Genomic DNA, 17,969 nt, shown 5'->3' with positions numbered 1-17,969 from the left:
ACTGTCGTCCTATTTGTGCAATTGGGTGAGCCCGGTCGGCGGACCGTCAACCGCCGTCCACCCGCCATCGACGAACAGCGTGCTGCCGCTGACATAGCTCGCGGCGTCGGAAGCGAGATAGGCCACCGCCGTTGCAACCTCGTCGGCGCTGCTCCAGCGGTTGAACACGGTGTGGCCGGCATAGAGATTGTAGATGTCGGGACGCTGCTTGAACGGGCCGGTGAGCGCGGTCTCGGCGATGCTCGGCGCGATGGCGTTGACGCGCACGCCGGCATGACCGACCTCGGAGGCAAAGCCCTTCACCAGCAGGCCGATCGCCGCCTTGGTCGAGCCATAGACGCCAAGGCCCGGTTCGATGGTCACCGCGCGCACCGAGGAGCAGGCGATGATGCTGCCGCCCTTCTGCTCGACCATGATGCGGCCGAAAGCCTGGAAGAACCAGACTGTGCCCTTGACGTTGAGGTTAAGGACGCGGTCGAGATCCTCCTCGGTGTAGTCGAGGATCGTCTTGCGGATGTTGAGCCCGGGCGTCGTCACGGCGATGTCGAGCCGCGGGAACTTCTGCATCACGGTTTTGGCCAGCGCGTTGACGTCCGCAGCACTCGCGGCGTCACACGCGGCCGCCTCGGCCCAGCCGCCCTTGTCGCGAATGCCGGCGGCGGTCGCTTCCGCTGCATCAATCGCACGATCGGCACAGACTACTCGAGCACCGAGCCCGGCCAGCGCCTCGGCCGACGATTTGCCGATGCCCGAGGCGGCGCCGAGCACCACGGCCGTCCTGCCGGTGAGATCGAAGAGCTTGCGATAGTCGGTCACGGACAGATTCTCCCTGTTGCTGTGACGCAAACTACGCAAGCCCGCTGCGCCGGCCAAGTGCCGGCGCGCGCACGGCAGCTATCCCTTGTATCCCATCAGCAGACGCGGCAGCCACAGCGAGAAGGCGGGGACGTAAGTGACGAACATCAGTGCTGCGATCAGCGCGGCATAGAACGGCAGGATGGTGCGCATCACCGCGCCCACCGAGATGCCGCCGATAGCGCAGCCCACGAACTGCGTCGTTCCGACCGGCGGGGTGTTCAGCCCCAGCGCGCAGTTGATCAGCATCAGCATGCCGAACTGCACGGGATCCATGCCCGCCTTCATCGCGATCGGCAGGAAGATCGGGGTGCAGATCAGGATGGTCGCCGCCATGTCCATGAAGGTGCCGAGCACGAACAGGATGACGTTGATGAGCAGGAATATGACCCAGGGTTGCGAGGACACCTTGCTCATCAGGTCGCCGGCGAAATCTGCGACCTCGTAGAGCCCCATCAGATACTGGAACATGGTGGAGACGCCGATCAGCAGCAGCACCACGCCCGTCGTCTTCACCGCCTTGGCGGCGGCCCGCAGGAAGTTCGGCAAGGTCATGGTGCGGTAGATGAAGAACGTCAGCACGATCGTGTAGGTGACCGCGACGGCTGCGGATTCAGTTGCGGTGAAAACGCCGGACAGGATGCCCGCCAGGATGATACCGACGATCAGAAGACCAGGCAGCGCGGCCGCGAACGAGCGGAAGACCTCGGTCCAGCCCGGGAACTTGCCGGCCGGATAGCCGCGCTTCACCGCGACCGCGTAAGCGGCGACCAGCATGCACACCATCAGGACGAGCGCCGGCAGCAGGCCGGCGGCGATCAGCGCGCCGATCGACACCTTGCCGCCGGCGGCCAGCGCATAGATGATCATGTTGTGGCTGGTCGGCATCAAGGCTCCGACCAGCGAGGCGTGGGTGGTGACGTTGACGGCGTAGTCGGTGTCGAAACCTTCCTTTTTCATCATCGGGATCATCACCGCGCCCATCGCCGACACGTCGGCCACGGGCGAACCGGAGACGCCGCCGAACAGCGTGCAGGCGACCACGTTCGACATGCCGAGCCCGCCGCGGATGTGTCCGACGAGATTCTTGGCGAGCTGCACGATCTTGTCGGCGACGCCGCCATGCAGCATCAGCTCACCGCTGAAGACGAAGAACGGGATGGCGAGAAACGAGAAGATGTTCATCCCCGACATCATCTGCTGGAAGATGACGGCAACTGGCAGGCCCTCGTAGAGGATGGTGCAGATCGCCGACAGGCCGATCGCGAAGGCGACCGGGACGCCGAGGATCAGGAAGCCGAAGAAGGAGGCGCCGAGAATGATCAATTCCATGAGGGGACGACCTCTTCGCCGCGCAGGAGAGCAATGATGTGCTCGATTGAAAAGGAAACGATCAAGACGCCGGAGGCGATAAGCGGCACGTAGCGGATGACCTCGGGCAGGCCGAGATTCGGAATCTTCACGGTGCCGACCGACGCTCCGAGGATCCAGCCATTGTAGGCCATCGCAATGCCGAACAGGGCGACCAGAACGTGAATCACGAGCTCGATCTTCTCGCGCACATTATCCGGAAGCATGACCAGCAGACTGTCCATGCCGATGTGTCCGGCATCGCGCACGCCGACGGCGGCGCCGATCAGCGTGACGTACAGGATCAGGACCAGTGCGAGGTTCTCCGTCCAGGTCGGGCTGGAATTGAGCACGTAACGTCCGAACACCTGGTAGAACACGATGGTGACGATGACGAGCAGGCCGGTCACGGACAGATACATGCCCGCGCGCGCAACGGGAGCATTGATCCGCGACAGCAGGCCGGTGGACGGGCGTCCGGCGACCTCCTGCTCGTGGCTTGCGACGTGTGGGTCTGTCATCGCGCGTCTCCCTCGCGAGGGTCCGGTGTCACCTTGCGGCGACGCCGGACCCGATCCGCCGTGTTCTTACTTCGTGTCCTGGATACGCTTGACGAGGCCCTGCAGCTTCTCGTCGCCGGCGAACTTCTGGTACACAGGTTTCATCGCGTCGACGAATTCCTGCTTGTTGGCGATGGTCACGACCTGAACGCCGGCAGCCTCGACGGTCTTGCGGGACGCCTGCTCGCGCTCGTCCCAGAGCTTGCGCATGACGGGCACCGATTCCTTGGCCGCCTTGCGGATCATCGCCTGGTCTTCCTTGCTCAGCGTGTCCCAGACCTTCTTCGACATCACGAGAACTTCGGGCGCCAGCGAGTGCTCGGTGACGTTGTAGAACTTGGCGGCCTCGAAGTGACGCGAGGACTCGTAGGAGGGCCAGTTGTTCTCGGCCGCGTCCACCAGGCCGGTCTTGAGCGCGGTATAGACCTCGCCATACGGCATCGGCGTCGGGTTGGCCCCGAGGCTCTGGATCATGCCGACCCACAGGTCGGATTGCTGGACGCGGATCTTCAGACCCTTGAGGTCCGCGAGCGACTTGACCGGGGCCTTGACGGTGTAAATGGAGCGGGCGCCGCTGTCGTAATAGGCAAGGCCGACCAGGCCCGCCGGCTCCATCGCCGCCAGGATCTCATCGCCGACCGGCCCGTCAAGGACCGTGCGCATGTGCTGCGTGTCCCGGAAGACGAAGGGCAGGCACAACGCGATGGTCTCAGGCACGAAGTTGTTCAACGGCGATGCGTTGATTCGCATCATGTCGAGCGCGCCGATCTTGAGCTGCTCGATGGTGTCCTTCTCGGAGCCCAGGGCACCGTTGGGAAACACCTTCACGCCGAGCTTGCCGCCGCTCGCCGTCGCGAGCTGCTTGCCCATGAACTTGACGGCCTCGACGGTTGGATAATCGGCGGGATGGATGTCGGCGGAGCGGAAATCGCGTGCGGTCGCCAAGGGCGCTGAGACCGCCAGCACAGCGGCTGCGATGATACCGGTGAGTGTCTTCATCTGGGCTTCCTCCTGAGTTGATTATGTCGTTGTCGGGCAAATGCTGCGCGCCGCCTTGGGTCGCTCCACTTCAGGTGTAAAGTCAAGCGTTACAAACGCACCACCTTGGTAGGATTGCGCGGCGGAGTCGAGCGGATTCGGCTGCTTCATGATCGCCGGCGCGGAAGATGCGGCCTTCATCGCGCTCCCCCGGGCGGGGGCCTGCGCGGCAAGCGCTCCCTGCCATCGCGCCTCGCCATCGGCCGATGCCGGATGCGAGCGAACGATGCTCGTCGTGTCCATGGATGTTCCTCTCGGTTTGTGCTCGACCGCTATTGATTGCGGCTTGGAGGTTCGGACGAGACGGTCGCCCTTCCCGGTGAACGCGCAGCGTCGGCGCGATGTCGCCAACATCGTCCGTAGGGCGGGCGGCATTCTGAGTCCAAGCCAAATCCGGCATCGATCGATGCAGGACTTGCATTGATCGATCACGCGCTGCCTCGGGGTGGTGATCAGCAGACACTTCCGATTTCCGGAATAGTTGGACCGTCCTCCGGCGTGAGGCGGCTCTCCGGCGCGTTACTTGACGCCACCGGAGCAGCCCCGACAAAATGCTCCGAAACAGCACCGGACCATCTCGAGGAAATGCCCATGCCGCGGACGCTGATCGATATCTCGGTGCCGCTCAAAAACGACGTGACGTCCGACCCGCCGGGCAATCACCCGACGATCCAGTACATCGATCACCAGCAGGGCCTGCCGCGCATGCTGCAGTTCTTCGACGGCCTCAGGGCGCAGGACCTGCCGGACGGCCAGGGCTGGGCCGTCGAACAGGTCTCGCTGTCGACCCACAATGGGACGCATCTCGATGCACCCTGGCACTTCCACCCGACCATGAACCGCGGCGAACGGTCATGGACGATCGACGAGGTGCCGCTGGAATGGTGCTTTCAACCCGGCGTGAAGCTCGACTTCCGGCACCTGCCGGATGGTTACGTCGTGACCGCCGACGACGTCGAAAAGGAACTCAAGCGCATCGGCCACACGCTGTCGCCGCTGGAGATCGTCGTCGTCAACACCAGCGCGGGCGCCAAATTCGGCCAGGCCGACTACGTCAATTCCGGTTGCGGCATGGGTTACGAGGCCACCATGTATCTGCTCGAGCGCGGCGTGCGGCTGACCGGCACCGATGGCTGGAGCTGGGACGCGCCGTTCGTCTACACCGCGAAGAAATATGCCGAGACAAGAGATGCCGGTCTGATCTGGGAAGGCCACAAGGCGGGACGGCACATCGGCTATTGCCATCTCGAGAAGCTGCACAATCTCGATCAATTGCCCCCGGCCGGGTTCACGGTCTCATGCTTCCCGATGAAGATCGAACGCGCCTCCGCGGGCTGGACCCGCGCGGTCGCCATCATCGACGGTTAAGCGAACGCAATCACTCGCCGCCGAGGCCGCTTTCGGCGAGCTCGCGCAGCGCATCGATATCGAGCACGACGATGGCGCCATGCTCGAGGCGGACCCAGTTGCGTCCGGCCCAGGCGCGCAATTGCTTGTTGATGCTCTCGCGTGTCATCCCCACCATCTCGCTGATCTCCTGCTGGGTGATGGCGAGCGTGCCGCTGCCGGAGTCGAACTTGCGCTCCTCGGTGAGACCGAGCAGCGCGCTTGCGAGCCGGCCCGGCAGATTCTGGAGGATGACCTGCTCGACCTGCTGGCTGGTCCAGCGCAGGCGCGCGCAGAGCAGCTCGATGAACTTCATCGCCAGCGCGGGCTGGCTCTTCACGAAGGGAAGGAAGTCCCGGCGGTCGATGATGTAGAGCTCGCAATTGGTGTTGGCGGTCGCGTCCGCCGAACGGGGCGCACCGTCGAGAACCGCGATCTCGCCAAAGATTTCTCCGGGGCCGATGAGATTGAGAATGGCGTTCCGCCCGTCGGGCGAGGAAGAGGATATCTTTACCGTCCCCGCGATCACCGCGAACAAATTGTTGCCGGGATCGCCCTTGGCGGCGATCGTCGCACCGCGCTTCACGGTGGTGTGCTTGGCGTAGCGGCAGAGCTGATCGAGCGCGTCCGGCTCCAGATCCGCGAAGATCGGGTGCTTGCGCAGGACCGATAGTTTGTTGCCCGCCGCTTGTCGGGGGTCGCCGGTCTTGTCCTGAGGCACGCCGCTGGGCTCCTAAGACTGCGAGGCACTGGAGTTCCTGCGTAGTCAGTGTTGCCCAGCATTTCAACCGGAAAGCATGTGCGTGGTTTGAAGCAAATGCGGCGAAAATGCTGCCGCCCGGCTCGAAGTCGGCATCCGAAGGATGCGCCAATGCGTCCCGATGGATGCAGAGTTGCAGGCACCGCACGCCGCGATTGCGTTAAGACGCTGCCGAACGGCCAAGGGCCGGCCGGGCGAGCATCGGCGGTTAGCCGCGTCGGACGAGATTTATGATCGGGAGCTTCAGCGCCTGGAATCAGGGTCGAGCCGGCCCGCACTGGTTTGTCGGTCCGCCCACGCCAGAGCTGCGGCGAAAGTGACGAATATCGCCACGACAACAATGGTCATCAGCAACGCGTCAGTAGGCATCATGCTCCCCCCGGGTTGTTTGAGGGGCATTATTTGCGGCCGGTGCCCGGGCGTCATTGATCGGGATCAAAAATCCGAGAGCGCTGTGGAAAGCGTGTCAGGCCGCGGCCAAGGCCTCGACGCGCGCCGGGTCGACCAGGCTGATACCGCCATGAATGATGGCGATCGCTCCGTGGCGTTCAAGCTTGGTGAAGGTGCGACTGACGGTCTCGATGGTCAGGCCGAGATAATCGGCGATGTCCTGGCGGCTCATCGGAAGTGGAACCGTGTCGGACGCCCCCTTGAGGGCGAGCAGCCGCTCGCGCCAGCTTAGCAGAAAAGCCGCAACCTTCTCGTCCGCCGAGCGTCGGCCGAGCAACACCATATGGTCGCGTGCCTGGCTCAACTCGCGAATGGCCAGCTCGTTGATCCGCCTCAGCAGTTGCGGCCGCTCCTCGATGAAACGCCCGAAGGGTGCCTTCGCGAACTGGCAAACGGTCACCGCCCCGATTGCATCGGCAGAAAAATTGTGGCGGCCGGACAGATTCATCCCCAGGAAATCGCCGGGCAAGGCGAAGCCGACGATCTGCCGCCGGCCGTCAGGGAGCAGCTTGTACAGCCGCATGACGCCTTCGAGAACATTGTAGAACGAGGTCGTGATGTCCTCCTCGGAGAACACAGTCTCGCCTGAGGAGAAATGGACACGGCGTCCGAGATGCTCGAATTCCCTGAGCTCGGCCGCATCCAGCGACGAACAAACCGCCGATGCGCGGATGGCACAATCGCTACAGAAATGCCCGTTCGGCTCAATAGTGACCACGGAAGGCTTCATCCACCGCTCCTAGCGTCGATCCAGCTCCGCCCCTCGGCCGAGTCCGCCACGCGCATTTGCATTTTACTGCGCTGTCAAAAACGCGATTGACCCAGATCAATCCTGGCGGGCCTCCTCTCTCTATTCTGCCTCGAGAGTTCGACGGGATCCCGCCTTCCATGTTTCAGCACGCGCTCCGCCAGGGCCTGATTGGCCTCTTTCTGATCACGCCTGCGCTTGCGGCGCCGACCGCCGAACAACGCGGAAAGGCCTTTGCCCGGGCCAATTGCGCGCGCTGCCACGCGATCGACCGCGTCTCCGAGAGCCCGCTCAAGGTCGCCCCGCCGCTGCGCACGCTGCACCGGAATTATCCGATCGCCACCCTTGGCGAGGCGCTCGCCGAAGGCATCTACACGGGCCACGCCGACATGCCCGCCTTCGAGCTCAGTCCGGACCAGATCCACGACCTCCTGTCCTACCTGAAGACGCTGGAATAGGCGGCCTCACACCGCCTGCACGCTCCAGCCGATCAGCTCCTTCGCGATGCGGGAAAAAGCCGCGTCGAACGCTGCGACCGCAGCGGCCGGTTCGACCTTGTCGAGCTTCTCGCTGGTCTCGACGAGGCGGGACGCGACCACCTTGCCATTCTTGTCGACGATCCGCGCCGATAGTCCGATCTCGACCCTTGTCTCGCCGTCCGTGGCAATCCGGAAGCGCCTGATGTCGATCAGCAGCTGGTAGTCCGCCTGCCCGAGATCGCTCGTGCGCAACGGCGCATGGGCGATGTCGTAATTCTCGAAACTGTCGATCAGCCGCGCCTGCACCAGCTTTGGAATGCTGTCGGCCCAGAGGAAATCGGCAAAGCCTGGATTATCCCCGCTAGGCGCAAACAGCATGCGCTGGGTCTGGAGCATCGCGACCGCGGTCGGCTCGGGAATGGCCAGCGACGCAGAAAGCGTCTTGCCGGCCGGTCCGAGATTCTGCGGCGTGCGCAGGTCATAGGTGACCTTTTGCGCGGGCGCGCCGCCGCCGGTCATCTTCTCGAGACCCGCCAGGATGCCGTCGAGCTTGCCAGTGTTGCGTGCGAGCCCGTCCGAGAATGTCTTGAAATTCGCGATGGTGTCCTTCAGCGGGCCGGAATTGTCCTCCAGCACCGAATCCGCCCGTCGCAGCGCATCGCGCGCCGCCTGCGTCATGCTCTGGCCGGCGCCGACCTCGGCAATCAAGCTCAGGGGCTCGCCGGACTTGGCGACGATCATGCCGCCCTCCAGCGTCACCACCGGCACGCCGGTCAGCCCCTGGAAATCGAGCCCGACCTTGGTGTCGGTGCGCACCGGCGTGGCCGAAGCAACGGAGATCGTCGCATTGACGAAGCGTGGATTGTCCGGCGCGAGTCCGAGCTGGGTCACCTCGCCGACACGGATGCCGTTGAACAGAACGCCGGCGCCGACCAGTAGCCCCGGTACCGGTCCCTGGAATTGCACCTGGTAGTTCGTGCGCGGCCCGATGCCGCCGGTGTTGTTCAGCCAATAGACGAAGCCGAACACCGCGAGGATCGCGGCCAGCACGAAGGTGCCGATCAGCACGTAGGGAGCGCGGGTTTCCATGTTTCATCTCATCTCGTGTTGCAGCATCTGCGAGCGCTTGCCGTGGAAATAGGCGCGCACCCAGGGATGCTCGGATTGCAGCAGGTCGCGCATCGGGCCAATCGCAACGATCTTGCCGTCGGCGAGCGCGGCGACGCGGTCGCAGACCGTCGTGAGGCTCGCGAGGTCATGGGTGACCATGAACACGGTCAGCCCCAGGGTCTTTTGCAGCGTCCCGATCAGCGCGTCGAAATCGCCGGCGGCGATCGGATCGAGGCCGGAGGTCGGCTCGTCCAGGAACAGGATCGGCGGATCGAGCGCGAGCGCGCGCGCCAGCGCCACGCGCTTGGTCATGCCGCCAGACAGCTCCGCGGGATATTTGTCGGCGTCCTGCGCCCGCAGCCCGACCATTTCGAGCTTGGCGATCGCGATCTCGTCCATCAGCTCCTGCGACAAGACGAGATTTTCGCGCAGCGGAAACTGGACGTTCTGGCGGACCGTCAGCGAGGAGAACAGCGCGCCCTGCTGGAACAGGATGCCCCATGTCGCGGCCGCGCCTTGCGTGCCGCGGTTCTGCGTGCCGCCGATCTCGTGCCCCATGACCTCAATGGCGCCGCTTCGGCGCGGGATGAGGCCAATGATGGTGCGCATCAAGACTGACTTGCCGCCGCCGGACGCCCCCACCAGGCCGAGGATCTCGCCCTTGCGGACGTCGAGCGAGAGATGGTCGAGCACCGTCTGGCGACCGAAGCCGACCACGAGGTCGCGGACGCGGATCGCGAACTGTTCCTGCGATTCTCCCATCGTCACATCCCGATCGAGGCAAAGAAGATCGCGAACAGGCCGTCGAGCACGATCACCAGGAAGATCGACTTCACCACCGACGTGGTCGTCTGCCGTCCCAGCGACTCGGCACTGCCCTTGACGCGCAAGCCCTCGCTACAGGCGACGATCCCGATCACCAGCGCCATGAACGGCGCCTTCAGGATGCCCACCTCGAAATGGGTGACGGAAACGGCCTCGTGCAGCCGTGCGATGTAGATCGCAGGCCCCATGTCGCCATAGAACTGCGCGACCAGGCCGCCGCCGTAGAGCGCGGCAATCGATCCGATGAAGGCGAGGATCGGCAGCGCGATGACCAGAGCCGCAACGCGCGGCAGGATCAGGACGTCGACGGGATCGAGCCCCATCGTCGACAGCGCATCGATCTCCTCGCGCATCTTCATCGAACCGAGCTCGGCGGTGTAGGCGCTACCCGACCGCCCGGCGACCATGATTGCGACGATCAGAACTCCGAGCTCGCGCAGCACGAGGATCCCGACCATATCGACGGTGTAGGACTCCGCGCCGAACCGGCGGAAATGGAAGAATCCCTGCTGGGCGATGATGGCGCCGATCAGGAAGGTGATCAGCGCGACGATGGGAATCGCCTGCCACCCGATGCGGTAGAGCTGATAGACCAGTGACGTCAGCCGCAGCGTCCGCGGCCGGCGCAGCACACCGATCACGGCCATGAACAATGCACCGAGCATTTGCAGGAAGATCGTGATGTCTTCCCGCGAGCCGATTGTGGCCTTGCCGAGATCGCCGAGCCTGAGCAGAACCGCATTGGGCTTGGCCGTCGGCGCCGGCGTGTGGCGGTTGACCTCACGCACCTCGTCCATCAGGCCGCTGAAATGATCGGCGAGGCCGACGAATTCGGCCGATCTGCCTGACGATGCGGCTCTGCGCGACAGCTTCTCCAGGACCCAGGCGCCGAGCGTATCCAGCGCGCTGACGCCCGACATGTCCAGGGTCACAACTCTCGACCGATCGACATCGGCTCCGACCGAATGGGATAGAGTCTCGAGCGTCGCCACATTCGCTGCGGTCCAGGACCCTTCCGGGCGCAATTTCAGCACATCGCCAGAAGGCGTTGCCAGCAACAGCGGTTCGGAGTTCACGCTTCCACCTCATCGGGACGATCGGTCCCCATTCAGCCGCCAGTTCTAGGCCAGCGTGTGGCGGGCGGGTTGACCTGTCTCAAGGGCAGGCCCCCGCGCACCCCTTGACGCAAATCAAGCGCGATCGCGCCGGCGGGTCTTAGGTTCGCTCCATTCAATGGAGACATCAAATCCATGTTCGACAGCGACAGGATGAGCGAAGAACTGCGGACGTTGAAGGTGGACGTCACCCGCCTGCTGAGCACGGCCGGCGAGGAGATGTTCGAGAGTTCGAAGGACCGTGCCGAGGCTCTGGCCGATCAGATCAAGGCCGCGCTTGCCGAGCTCGGTGAAACCGTCAGCGGCGAGCAGGAGCAGCTTCAGGGCCTCATTGCGGAGCGCCCGATGACATCGCTCGCCTCCGCCTTCGCGCTCGGCGTCGTCGTCGGCTTCATGCTGAGGAAACACTAGGTGAATACCGACAACGTCGTCAAACATCTGCGCGCGCTGTGGCGGACCGACAGGATCATCGCAGACATCAGGCTGCGCCATCTGCTGGTGGGTCTCGGCCTGCGCGTCTTTGCGGCACTGATCGCCGCGTTCGGGCTGTTGATGCTGGAGCTGTCGGCCTATTTCGCACTGGTCCAGATCTGGAGCGCCATTGCGGCGGCGGCCATCCTCGGCGCCGTCAATTTTGCCATCGCAGCGGTTCTCTTCGTCATCGCCGGCCGTGCTCCGTCCGGCCGCGACATCGAGCTCGCCAATGAGATTCACGGCGCATCCATCGAGGCCCTTCAGCTCGAGGCGCGCGCGCTCCAGGCCCAGGTGTCGGGCGCGGTGCATCATCCGCTGAGCACGATCGTGCCGGTGCTGGTGCCGCTGATCGCGATCATCGTCAAGAGCCTGCGGAAAACGGCCAAGGAGCCTGCCGCTGCAACGTCGGCCGAAGCGCGCTCATAAGGCGCGATCAGATTGGGATGAATCGCCATCGCGCTTCAGGTTGTCGTTTGAGCCAGCGCGCTCAGAGCTTCAGCCGGACGTCGCAGATATCGTGCTCGGTCGGATCAGGCTTGACCTCGAAACCGAGCTGCCGGCACATTTCGAGCATCACGGTGTTCTCCTGGAGCACGTCGCCCGATATGGCCTTCAGCCCTTCGGATCTCGCGTAGTCGATGATCAGTTGCATCAGGGCCCATCCAAGCCCCCTGCCCTTGAGATCGGACCGCAGCAGGATCGCGTATTCGCCGCTCTCGTAGATCGAGTCCGAATGGAGCCGGACCACGCCGACCATCTCGCCGGTGGCCTCGTCGAATGCGATGAAGGCCATCGCGCGCGCGTAGTCGAGCTGGGTCAGGCGCGCGATGAATTCGTGTGTGAACTCCTTCATCGGCGCGAAGAAGCGAAGGCGAAGGTCGTGAGGCGTCACATGGCGCAGGAACGCGTGGATGGTCGGCTCGTCCTCGGGGCGCAACGGCCGCACGAAGATGCGCCAATCGTCCTTGAGCTTGAGGCGGCGCTCCCACTGCGACGGATAGGCGCGCACGGCGAAATTGGCGGGGCCTGAGCCGGTGAATTTCCGCTGCGACGGCCCCACCGCGACGCGGGCGTCGACTGCCATCACGCCGGTCTCATCCGCGAGCAGCGGGTTGATGTCGAACTCGCGAATCTCAGGGATATCGGCCGCCATCTGGGCGAGCTTGACCAGCACCATGGCGACGGCGTCCTGCTTGACGGCCGGCACGTCCCGGTAGGCGCGCAGCAGCCGCGAGACCCGCGTGCGGTCGATCAGGTCGCGAGCGAGTTGCAGATCGAGCGGCGGCAGCGCCAGCGCCCTGTCATTGATGATCTCCACCGCCGTTCCGCCCCGGCCGAAGACGACGACGGTGCCGAAGGTGGGATCGTCGGCAAGACCGAGGATCAGCTCGCGCGCCTTCGCCTTGACGACCATCGCCTGGACGATGACGCCGCCGATGCGGGCCTCGGGCCGCAGCTTCCTTGCCCGGGCGAGAATGTCGGAGGCAGCCGCACGCACCGCCTCCGGCGTCGTCAGGTTGAGCACGACGCCGCCGACATCTGATTTGTGCACGATGTCGCGCGACAAGATCTTCAGCACGACGGTGGCACCTTGCGCGAACATCTCGTTCGCGTACGCCACGGCCTCTTCGACATCGGCCGCGGCATAGGTCGGCACCATCGCGATGTCGTAGGCTTCGAGCAGGCGCTTGATCTCGACGGGCTCGAGCCATTTGCGGTCATCGGCGATGGCTGCAGCTACGATCTGCCTGGCGGCCCGGGCGTCAGGCACGAACGTGTCGGGCATCGCGGGGGGAACCTGGCTCAGCTCCTCGACCACTTCGCGATGCCGGACCAGATGCATGAAACCGCGCACCGCATCGTCCTCGGTCGGATAGTTCGGAATGCGCCCGCCAGAGAGCGTCTGAATGATCGGCTGATCGGCCCCGACCCAGGCGGCGAGCACCGGCTTTGCCCAACTGCGGTGCTGCTCGCGATATTTGCCGACGAGCTCCGTTACGGTCGTCGCGATGTCGGAAGCCGAGGCGATCGCTGTCTGCACATTGAGGACGAGAACGGCGTCATTGTCGGGGTCGGCGAGCAGCACCTCGAGCGCCGCCGCATAGCGCGATGCATCGGCATCGCCGATGATATCGACGGGATTTGCGCCGGACCAGGTCGGCGGCAGCACGGCATCGAGTTTCTTGCGGGCATCCGCCGAGATGGACGCGGGAATTCCGCCAAGCTCGACCAGTCGATCGACGGCGAGGACACCGATGCCGCCGCCATTGGTCAGAATGGCGAGGCGCTTGCCGGTCGGCGATTCGACGCGGCCGAGCGTCTCGGCACAGTCGAACAGCTCGCGCAGATCGGAGACCCGCAGGACGCCCGCGCGGCGGAACGCCGCGTCATAGACGGCATCGGCGCCCGCGAGCGCGCCCGTGTGGGTCGCGGCCGCCTTCGCACCCTGCGCCATGCGGCCGGACTTCACCACGACAACCGGCTTGACGCGCGCCGCGGCGCGGGCCGCCGACATGAATTTACGCGCGTCCTTGATGGACTCGATATAGAGCAGGATCGCACGGGTCTTGTGATCCATCGCGAAATAATCGAGCAGGTCGGCAATATCGACGTCGATCTGGTCGCCGATCGAGACGATGCCGGAGAAGCCGACGCCGCGCTGCGCGGCCCAGTCGACCATGCCGGCGGCGATCGCGCCGGATTGCGAAATCAGCGCGAGACTTCCTGCTCCCGGCATGTGCGCGGCAAAACTGGCGTTGAGGCTCACGCCGGGCATCATGATGCCGAGGCAGTTCGGTCCGATCAGCCGCATGCCGTATTTGCGGGCTGCGGCGATCGCGGCCTCGTGCAGCGATCCCGATCCATGACCGAGTCCGGCCGAGACGATCAGCGCGCCCGCCGAACCGCGCCGCCCGGCCTGGTCGATGATGCCGGGAACCTCCCGGGCCGGCGCGGTGATGACCACGAGCTCGGGCACGAATTCCAGCCTGTCGAGGCTCGCCACTGAGGCAACGCCGCCGATCTCGGCATGGCGCGGATTGACGAGGCCAAACTGTCCCTTGAATTCAGCCTTGCGAATGTTCTCCAGAACGGCGCGCCCCACGGAAACCGGACGGGCGCTCGCTCCGACAAGCGCAACCGAACGCGGCGACAGCAGATTCTTCAGGCGATAGGTTGACATGAAAGCAAATGCGCCCCGTCGGTGGCGGTTCCGATGGTTGAAAGATCGGGCCGGAAAGCTGGCGGCGAGCCTAGTGCGAGATCATAACCCAGCACGGTGGCTGGCCAATGACGGTCTTTGTCACACCACCCCAGACGATCTCGTTCAGGCGCGAATGATGATAGGCGCCCATCACGATCGCATTGATGGCGTTGGAATTTGCCCAACTTCCGAGCACCTTTCCGATCGAGCTGCCGCCGCCCGTCGTCGTCTCGAACGAGGCACGGACACCGTGTTCCCCCAAATGATCGACGAGGGCGGTTCCGGATTGCACGATCGCGTCGGTCTTGTCGTCGGCCACGGTCACGACGCGGACCGAGGCCGCAGCCTGAAGGATCGGCAGCGCGTCGCCGACCGCCCGCGCCGCGCGCGCGGAGTGATCCCAGGCGATCATGACGTTCTCGAATTCCGGTCGCAGCGTGTCCACGTGCTGTTCCGGACACAGCAACAGCGGTCGCCCGGATTCGAACAGGAGCGTCTCGATAATGTGCTCCGTTCGGCTGTCATGCGGCTTCACAGGGATCAGGGTGAGATCGCTGAAACGCGCATGTTCAGCCAGGATCGACGCAATCTGGTCCGCCGGCACCTTGTCCGACCGGCCTTGGGCCCGAACGTTGGCGCGAGACGCCGCATCGGTAAAGGCATTCAGAAGATGCTGCATATCGCCCGCTCCAGAGGCCCCCTTTGCCTCGGCAGCATCGGGAGCATCGGGAAGCAGCACTTTCGGTCGCACGAAAGCATCTTCCTCGAGCGCAAGCGCGGTGATCCTGGCGCCGAGGTCGGCGGCGACGGCCACGCATTTCTCGATCGCAGCGAGAGCCGGTCCGCGCGGCTGGCCGACAAGCGGCAGAAAAACGTCTTTCAGGGGCATCGGGATTCTCCTTGGCCGCCAGCATAGGCCGGCTTCCGTCAAGACCATTGATCCTCGTCAAGCCAGGGGGAACCGTCCAGACGGGCAAGGGCGGGCATTGACGGAAGTCAAGGACTGGCCCCGCGGCGCCATTCTATGGATAGTTCGATCGGAGCGGTTCGCCCCGGAGAGACTGATGCGTGCGATGGTGTTGGCTGCCCCGCGAGCACGGCTGCGGATGGAGGAGCGCCCCGATCCAATCCCCGGCGAAGGTCAGATCCGGGTGCGAGTCAGCGCCTGCGGTGTCTGCCGGACGGATCTTCACGTCGTCGACGCCGAACTGCCCGACATCCGCTATCCCATCGTACCCGGCCATGAAATCGTCGGCCGCATCGATCTCATCGGCTCCGATGTCGCAACGCATGCGCGGGGCGACCGGGTCGGCATTCCCTGGCTCGGGTTCACCTGCGGAAGCTGCCGGTTTTGCCGGGAGGGTATGGAGAACCTCTGCGACCGCCCGCTTTTCACCGGCTATACGCGCGACGGCGGCTATGCAACGCACGCCGTCGCCGACGCGCGCTACGCCTTTCCGCTCGGCGAAGCCGGCGACGATGGGGCCATCGCCCCCCTGCTGTGCGCGGGCCTGATCGGCTGGCGTTCGCTGGTCCTTGCCGGCCAGGCAGAGAGGCTCGGCATCTACGGCTTCGGCGCCGCCGGCCATATCATCGCGCAGGTCGCGGTCTGGCAGGGGCGATCGGTCCACGCGTTTACCCGGCGCGGCGACGTGGCCGCACAGGACCTCGCCCGCCGGCTCGGCGCCGTCTGGGCCGGCGCCTCGGACGAAATGCCCGACACACCGCTCGACGCCGCCATCATCTACGCTCCCGCCGGCGAGCTCGTGCCGGCCGCGTTGCGCGCCGTTCGCAAGGGTGGCCGCGTGGTCTGCGCCGGCATCCATATGAGCGACATTCCGAGCTTTCCGTACGACCTGCTCTGGCAGGAACGACAGCTGATCTCCGTTGCCAATCTCACCCGACAAGACGGTCTCGATTTTCTCAGGATCGCTCCGCAGGCGGGCGTGCGCACCGAGACGACCGCATTCCCGCTCGATCAGGCCAACGAAGTCCTGGACATGCTGCGGAATGGACAGATTCTTGGCGCGGCCGTGCTCAGGCCCTGACCGCATCCCGGAAATACCAGCTTCGATGACAGACGAAACGGCTGCCCAGGAACGGATCTTCACAGCGCTTTGCGCGCATCCCGGCGTGACACGGATCGATACGCACGCCGCGTCGGTCTTTCTCGACGGCAGCCGCGCGCTGAAGATCAAGCGAGCCGTCCGTTTTCCTTTCCTCGACTATTCGACGCTCGAGAAGCGCAAGATGGCCTGCGAGGAGGAGATCAGGATCAACCGGCCGCTGGCGCCACAGATCTATCACCGCGTCGTGGCGATCACCGAAGAGCCGGACGGATCGCTGAAGGTCGACGGCCGCGGCCGGCCGGTCGAGTATGCGGTCGACATGTCCCGCTTCGACGAAAGCCGGACGCTGGATCATCTGGCGAAGGCTGGCCCGCTGGATGCAAACCTGGCCTCGGCTGTCGCTGATGCCATCGTGGCGTCGCATGCGATAGCACCTCGCGCCGATGGCAGGGCATGGGTAGCCTCCATCCCCGGCCTCGTTGATGGAAACAGCAACGGCTTGCGGAAGGGCAACCATCTCGAAGCCGAAGAGATCGAGCAGCTCGGCCAGGCCTCGCACGCGATGTTGCTGCGCCTGCGGCCGCTGCTCGAAGAACGCGGCCGTCAGGGATTCGTGCGCCGCTGCCACGGCGACCTGCATCTTGCGAATATCGTGTCGATCGACGACCGGCCAGTGCTGTTCGACGCCATCGAGTTCGATGCGCAAATCGCAACTGTCGACGTGCTCTACGACCTCGCTTTCACGCTGATGGACCTGCTGCACCACGATCAACAGTTTGCTGCCAATATCGTCCTGAACCGGTATCTCGACGCGACGCCACCCGAAAATCTCGATGCGCTCTCAGCCCTGCCGCTGTTCATGTCCATTCGCGCGGCAATCCGTGCCCAGGTGGCGCTGGCGCGGCTGACGCGGCCCGATGCCGACCGGACAGGAATTCTTCACGATGCACGCCGTTACTTCGATCTCGCCCGGGCTCTGATCCACCCGCCCGCCCCGCGCCTGATTGCGGTTGGCGGACTATCGGGCACCGGCAAGTCCGCCCTCGCCCGCGCGCTGGCGCCCCACGTCGCACCGCAACCGGGCGCCGTCGTGCTGCGCAGCGACGTCATTCGCAAGCAGCTGTTTCGGGTGGAACACACCCACCGGCTGCCGCCGTCCACGTACCGGCCCGAGGTCACCGCACGCGTCTATGAGGTGCTGGTGCAGCGCGCCCGACAGGTGCTGGTGCAAGGCCATTCCGCAATCGTCGACGCGGTCTTTGCAAGCGAGTCCGAACGGGACCAACTGGCCGCCATGGCCCGCCAATGCAACGTGCCGCTGCGCGGCCTATTCCTCGCCACCGACCTCGCGACTCGTCAGGCGCGCATCGGCGACCGCCATGGCGATGCCTCCGATGCCACGCAAGAGGTTGCTGCGCAGCAAGAGCACTATAATATCGGCCATGTCGGTTGGGCGACCATCGATGCATCCGGGACACAAGAGCAGACGCTCCAGCGTTGCCGGGACGCGATCGCAACGCAAATAAGGCAATCTGATTGACGCGGGCA

The 17,969-nt window shown here is 64.7% G+C and carries 18 protein-coding genes; 6 read left to right on the top strand and 12 right to left on the bottom strand.

Annotated features, from left to right (window positions below):
- Positions 1–9 precede the first annotated feature (9 nt).
- The 5 genes from A3M7_RS0122715 to A3M7_RS44835 all read right to left on the bottom strand — a co-directional run bounded on the left by A3M7_RS0122715 (position 10) and on the right by A3M7_RS44835 (position 4,046).
- The gene (locus tag A3M7_RS0122715; protein WP_027545951.1) at positions 10–816 is read right to left on the bottom strand and encodes an SDR family NAD(P)-dependent oxidoreductase; all 807 of its coding nucleotides are present in this window, start codon (positions 814–816) and stop codon (positions 10–12) included.
- A 78-nt stretch (positions 817–894) separates the two neighbouring features.
- On the bottom strand, positions 895–2,187 hold the full coding sequence (locus tag A3M7_RS0122710; protein ID WP_027545950.1) for a TRAP transporter large permease: 1,293 nt from the start codon (positions 2,185–2,187) through the stop codon (positions 895–897).
- A complete protein-coding gene (locus A3M7_RS0122705) occupies positions 2,178–2,726 on the bottom strand; it encodes a TRAP transporter small permease (RefSeq protein ID WP_027545949.1) in 549 nt (182 codons plus the stop codon). The genes A3M7_RS0122710 and A3M7_RS0122705 overlap by 10 nt, the downstream gene beginning before the upstream one ends.
- Positions 2,727–2,792: 66 nt before the next feature.
- On the bottom strand, positions 2,793–3,764 hold the full coding sequence (locus tag A3M7_RS0122700) for a TRAP transporter substrate-binding protein (RefSeq protein ID WP_027545948.1): 972 nt from the start codon (positions 3,762–3,764) through the stop codon (positions 2,793–2,795).
- Between the two features lie 21 nt (positions 3,765–3,785).
- A complete protein-coding gene (locus A3M7_RS44835; protein ID WP_049823635.1) occupies positions 3,786–4,046 on the bottom strand; it encodes a hypothetical protein in 261 nt (86 codons plus the stop codon).
- A gap of 348 nt (positions 4,047–4,394) precedes the next feature.
- Here A3M7_RS44835 and A3M7_RS0122690 point away from each other — a divergent pair, with 348 nt between their 5' ends.
- Positions 4,395–5,171, top strand: a complete 777-nt coding sequence (locus A3M7_RS0122690; RefSeq protein WP_027545946.1) for a cyclase family protein — start codon at positions 4,395–4,397, stop codon at positions 5,169–5,171.
- 10 nt (positions 5,172–5,181) lie between these two features.
- On the opposite strand, the gene A3M7_RS0122685 is transcribed toward A3M7_RS0122690, so the two are convergent.
- Together A3M7_RS0122685 and A3M7_RS0122675 are read right to left on the bottom strand one after the other, a co-directional pair.
- The gene (locus tag A3M7_RS0122685; protein ID WP_027545945.1) at positions 5,182–5,910 is read right to left on the bottom strand and encodes a Crp/Fnr family transcriptional regulator; all 729 of its coding nucleotides are present in this window, start codon (positions 5,908–5,910) and stop codon (positions 5,182–5,184) included.
- 505 nt (positions 5,911–6,415) lie between these two features.
- Positions 6,416–7,129, bottom strand: a complete 714-nt coding sequence (locus A3M7_RS0122675; protein ID WP_027545944.1) for a helix-turn-helix domain-containing protein — start codon at positions 7,127–7,129, stop codon at positions 6,416–6,418.
- 158 nt (positions 7,130–7,287) lie between these two features.
- Between A3M7_RS0122675 and A3M7_RS0122670 the strand changes: the two genes are divergently transcribed.
- Positions 7,288–7,605: a cytochrome c gene (locus A3M7_RS0122670; RefSeq protein ID WP_027545943.1), complete on the top strand. Its 318-nt coding sequence runs from the start codon at positions 7,288–7,290 to the stop codon at positions 7,603–7,605.
- A gap of 6 nt (positions 7,606–7,611) precedes the next feature.
- Here the strand turns inward: A3M7_RS0122670 and A3M7_RS0122665 are convergent, their stop codons facing one another.
- The 3 genes from A3M7_RS0122665 to A3M7_RS0122655 are packed head-to-tail and all read right to left on the bottom strand — an operon-like array spanning position 7,612 to position 10,637.
- Entirely contained in the window at positions 7,612–8,715 is a 1,104-nt protein-coding gene (locus A3M7_RS0122665) for an ABC-type transport auxiliary lipoprotein family protein (protein ID WP_027545942.1), read from the bottom strand.
- A gap of 3 nt (positions 8,716–8,718) precedes the next feature.
- On the bottom strand, positions 8,719–9,498 hold the full coding sequence (locus A3M7_RS0122660) for an ABC transporter ATP-binding protein (protein ID WP_027545941.1): 780 nt from the start codon (positions 9,496–9,498) through the stop codon (positions 8,719–8,721).
- Between the two features lie 2 nt (positions 9,499–9,500).
- A complete protein-coding gene (locus A3M7_RS0122655; RefSeq protein WP_027545940.1) occupies positions 9,501–10,637 on the bottom strand; it encodes an ABC transporter permease in 1,137 nt (378 codons plus the stop codon).
- 174 nt (positions 10,638–10,811) lie between these two features.
- On the opposite strand from A3M7_RS0122655, the gene A3M7_RS0122650 reads away from it, so the two are divergent.
- Positions 10,812–11,087 (top strand): hypothetical protein, encoded by a 276-nt coding sequence (locus A3M7_RS0122650; protein WP_027545939.1) that lies wholly within the window; start codon positions 10,812–10,814, stop codon positions 11,085–11,087.
- Entirely contained in the window at positions 11,088–11,576 is a 489-nt protein-coding gene (locus A3M7_RS0122645; RefSeq protein ID WP_027545938.1) for a phage holin family protein, read from the top strand.
- A gap of 61 nt (positions 11,577–11,637) precedes the next feature.
- On the opposite strand, the gene A3M7_RS0122640 is transcribed toward A3M7_RS0122645, so the two are convergent.
- A complete protein-coding gene (locus A3M7_RS0122640) occupies positions 11,638–14,331 on the bottom strand; it encodes a bifunctional acetate--CoA ligase family protein/GNAT family N-acetyltransferase (protein WP_027545937.1) in 2,694 nt (897 codons plus the stop codon).
- Positions 14,332–14,401: 70 nt separating this feature from the next.
- Positions 14,402–15,241 (bottom strand): universal stress protein, encoded by an 840-nt coding sequence (locus A3M7_RS0122635; RefSeq protein WP_027545936.1) that lies wholly within the window; start codon positions 15,239–15,241, stop codon positions 14,402–14,404.
- Positions 15,242–15,416: 175 nt separating this feature from the next.
- Between A3M7_RS0122635 and A3M7_RS0122630 the strand changes: the two genes are divergently transcribed.
- Positions 15,417–16,400, top strand: a complete 984-nt coding sequence (locus A3M7_RS0122630) for a zinc-dependent alcohol dehydrogenase family protein (protein ID WP_027545935.1) — start codon at positions 15,417–15,419, stop codon at positions 16,398–16,400.
- Positions 16,401–16,425: 25 nt separating this feature from the next.
- A complete protein-coding gene (locus tag A3M7_RS0122625) occupies positions 16,426–17,961 on the top strand; it encodes a bifunctional aminoglycoside phosphotransferase/ATP-binding protein (RefSeq protein ID WP_027545934.1) in 1,536 nt (511 codons plus the stop codon).
- Positions 17,962–17,969: the final 8 nt, after the last annotated feature.

Origin of the sequence: Bradyrhizobium sp. WSM2254, from assembly GCF_000472645.1 — a bacterium.
GTDB classification, from domain to species: domain Bacteria; phylum Pseudomonadota; class Alphaproteobacteria; order Rhizobiales; family Xanthobacteraceae; genus Bradyrhizobium; species Bradyrhizobium niftali.
The sequence above is the reverse complement of the archived record's forward strand: the minus strand, read 5'-3'. Positions and strand labels throughout refer to the sequence as shown.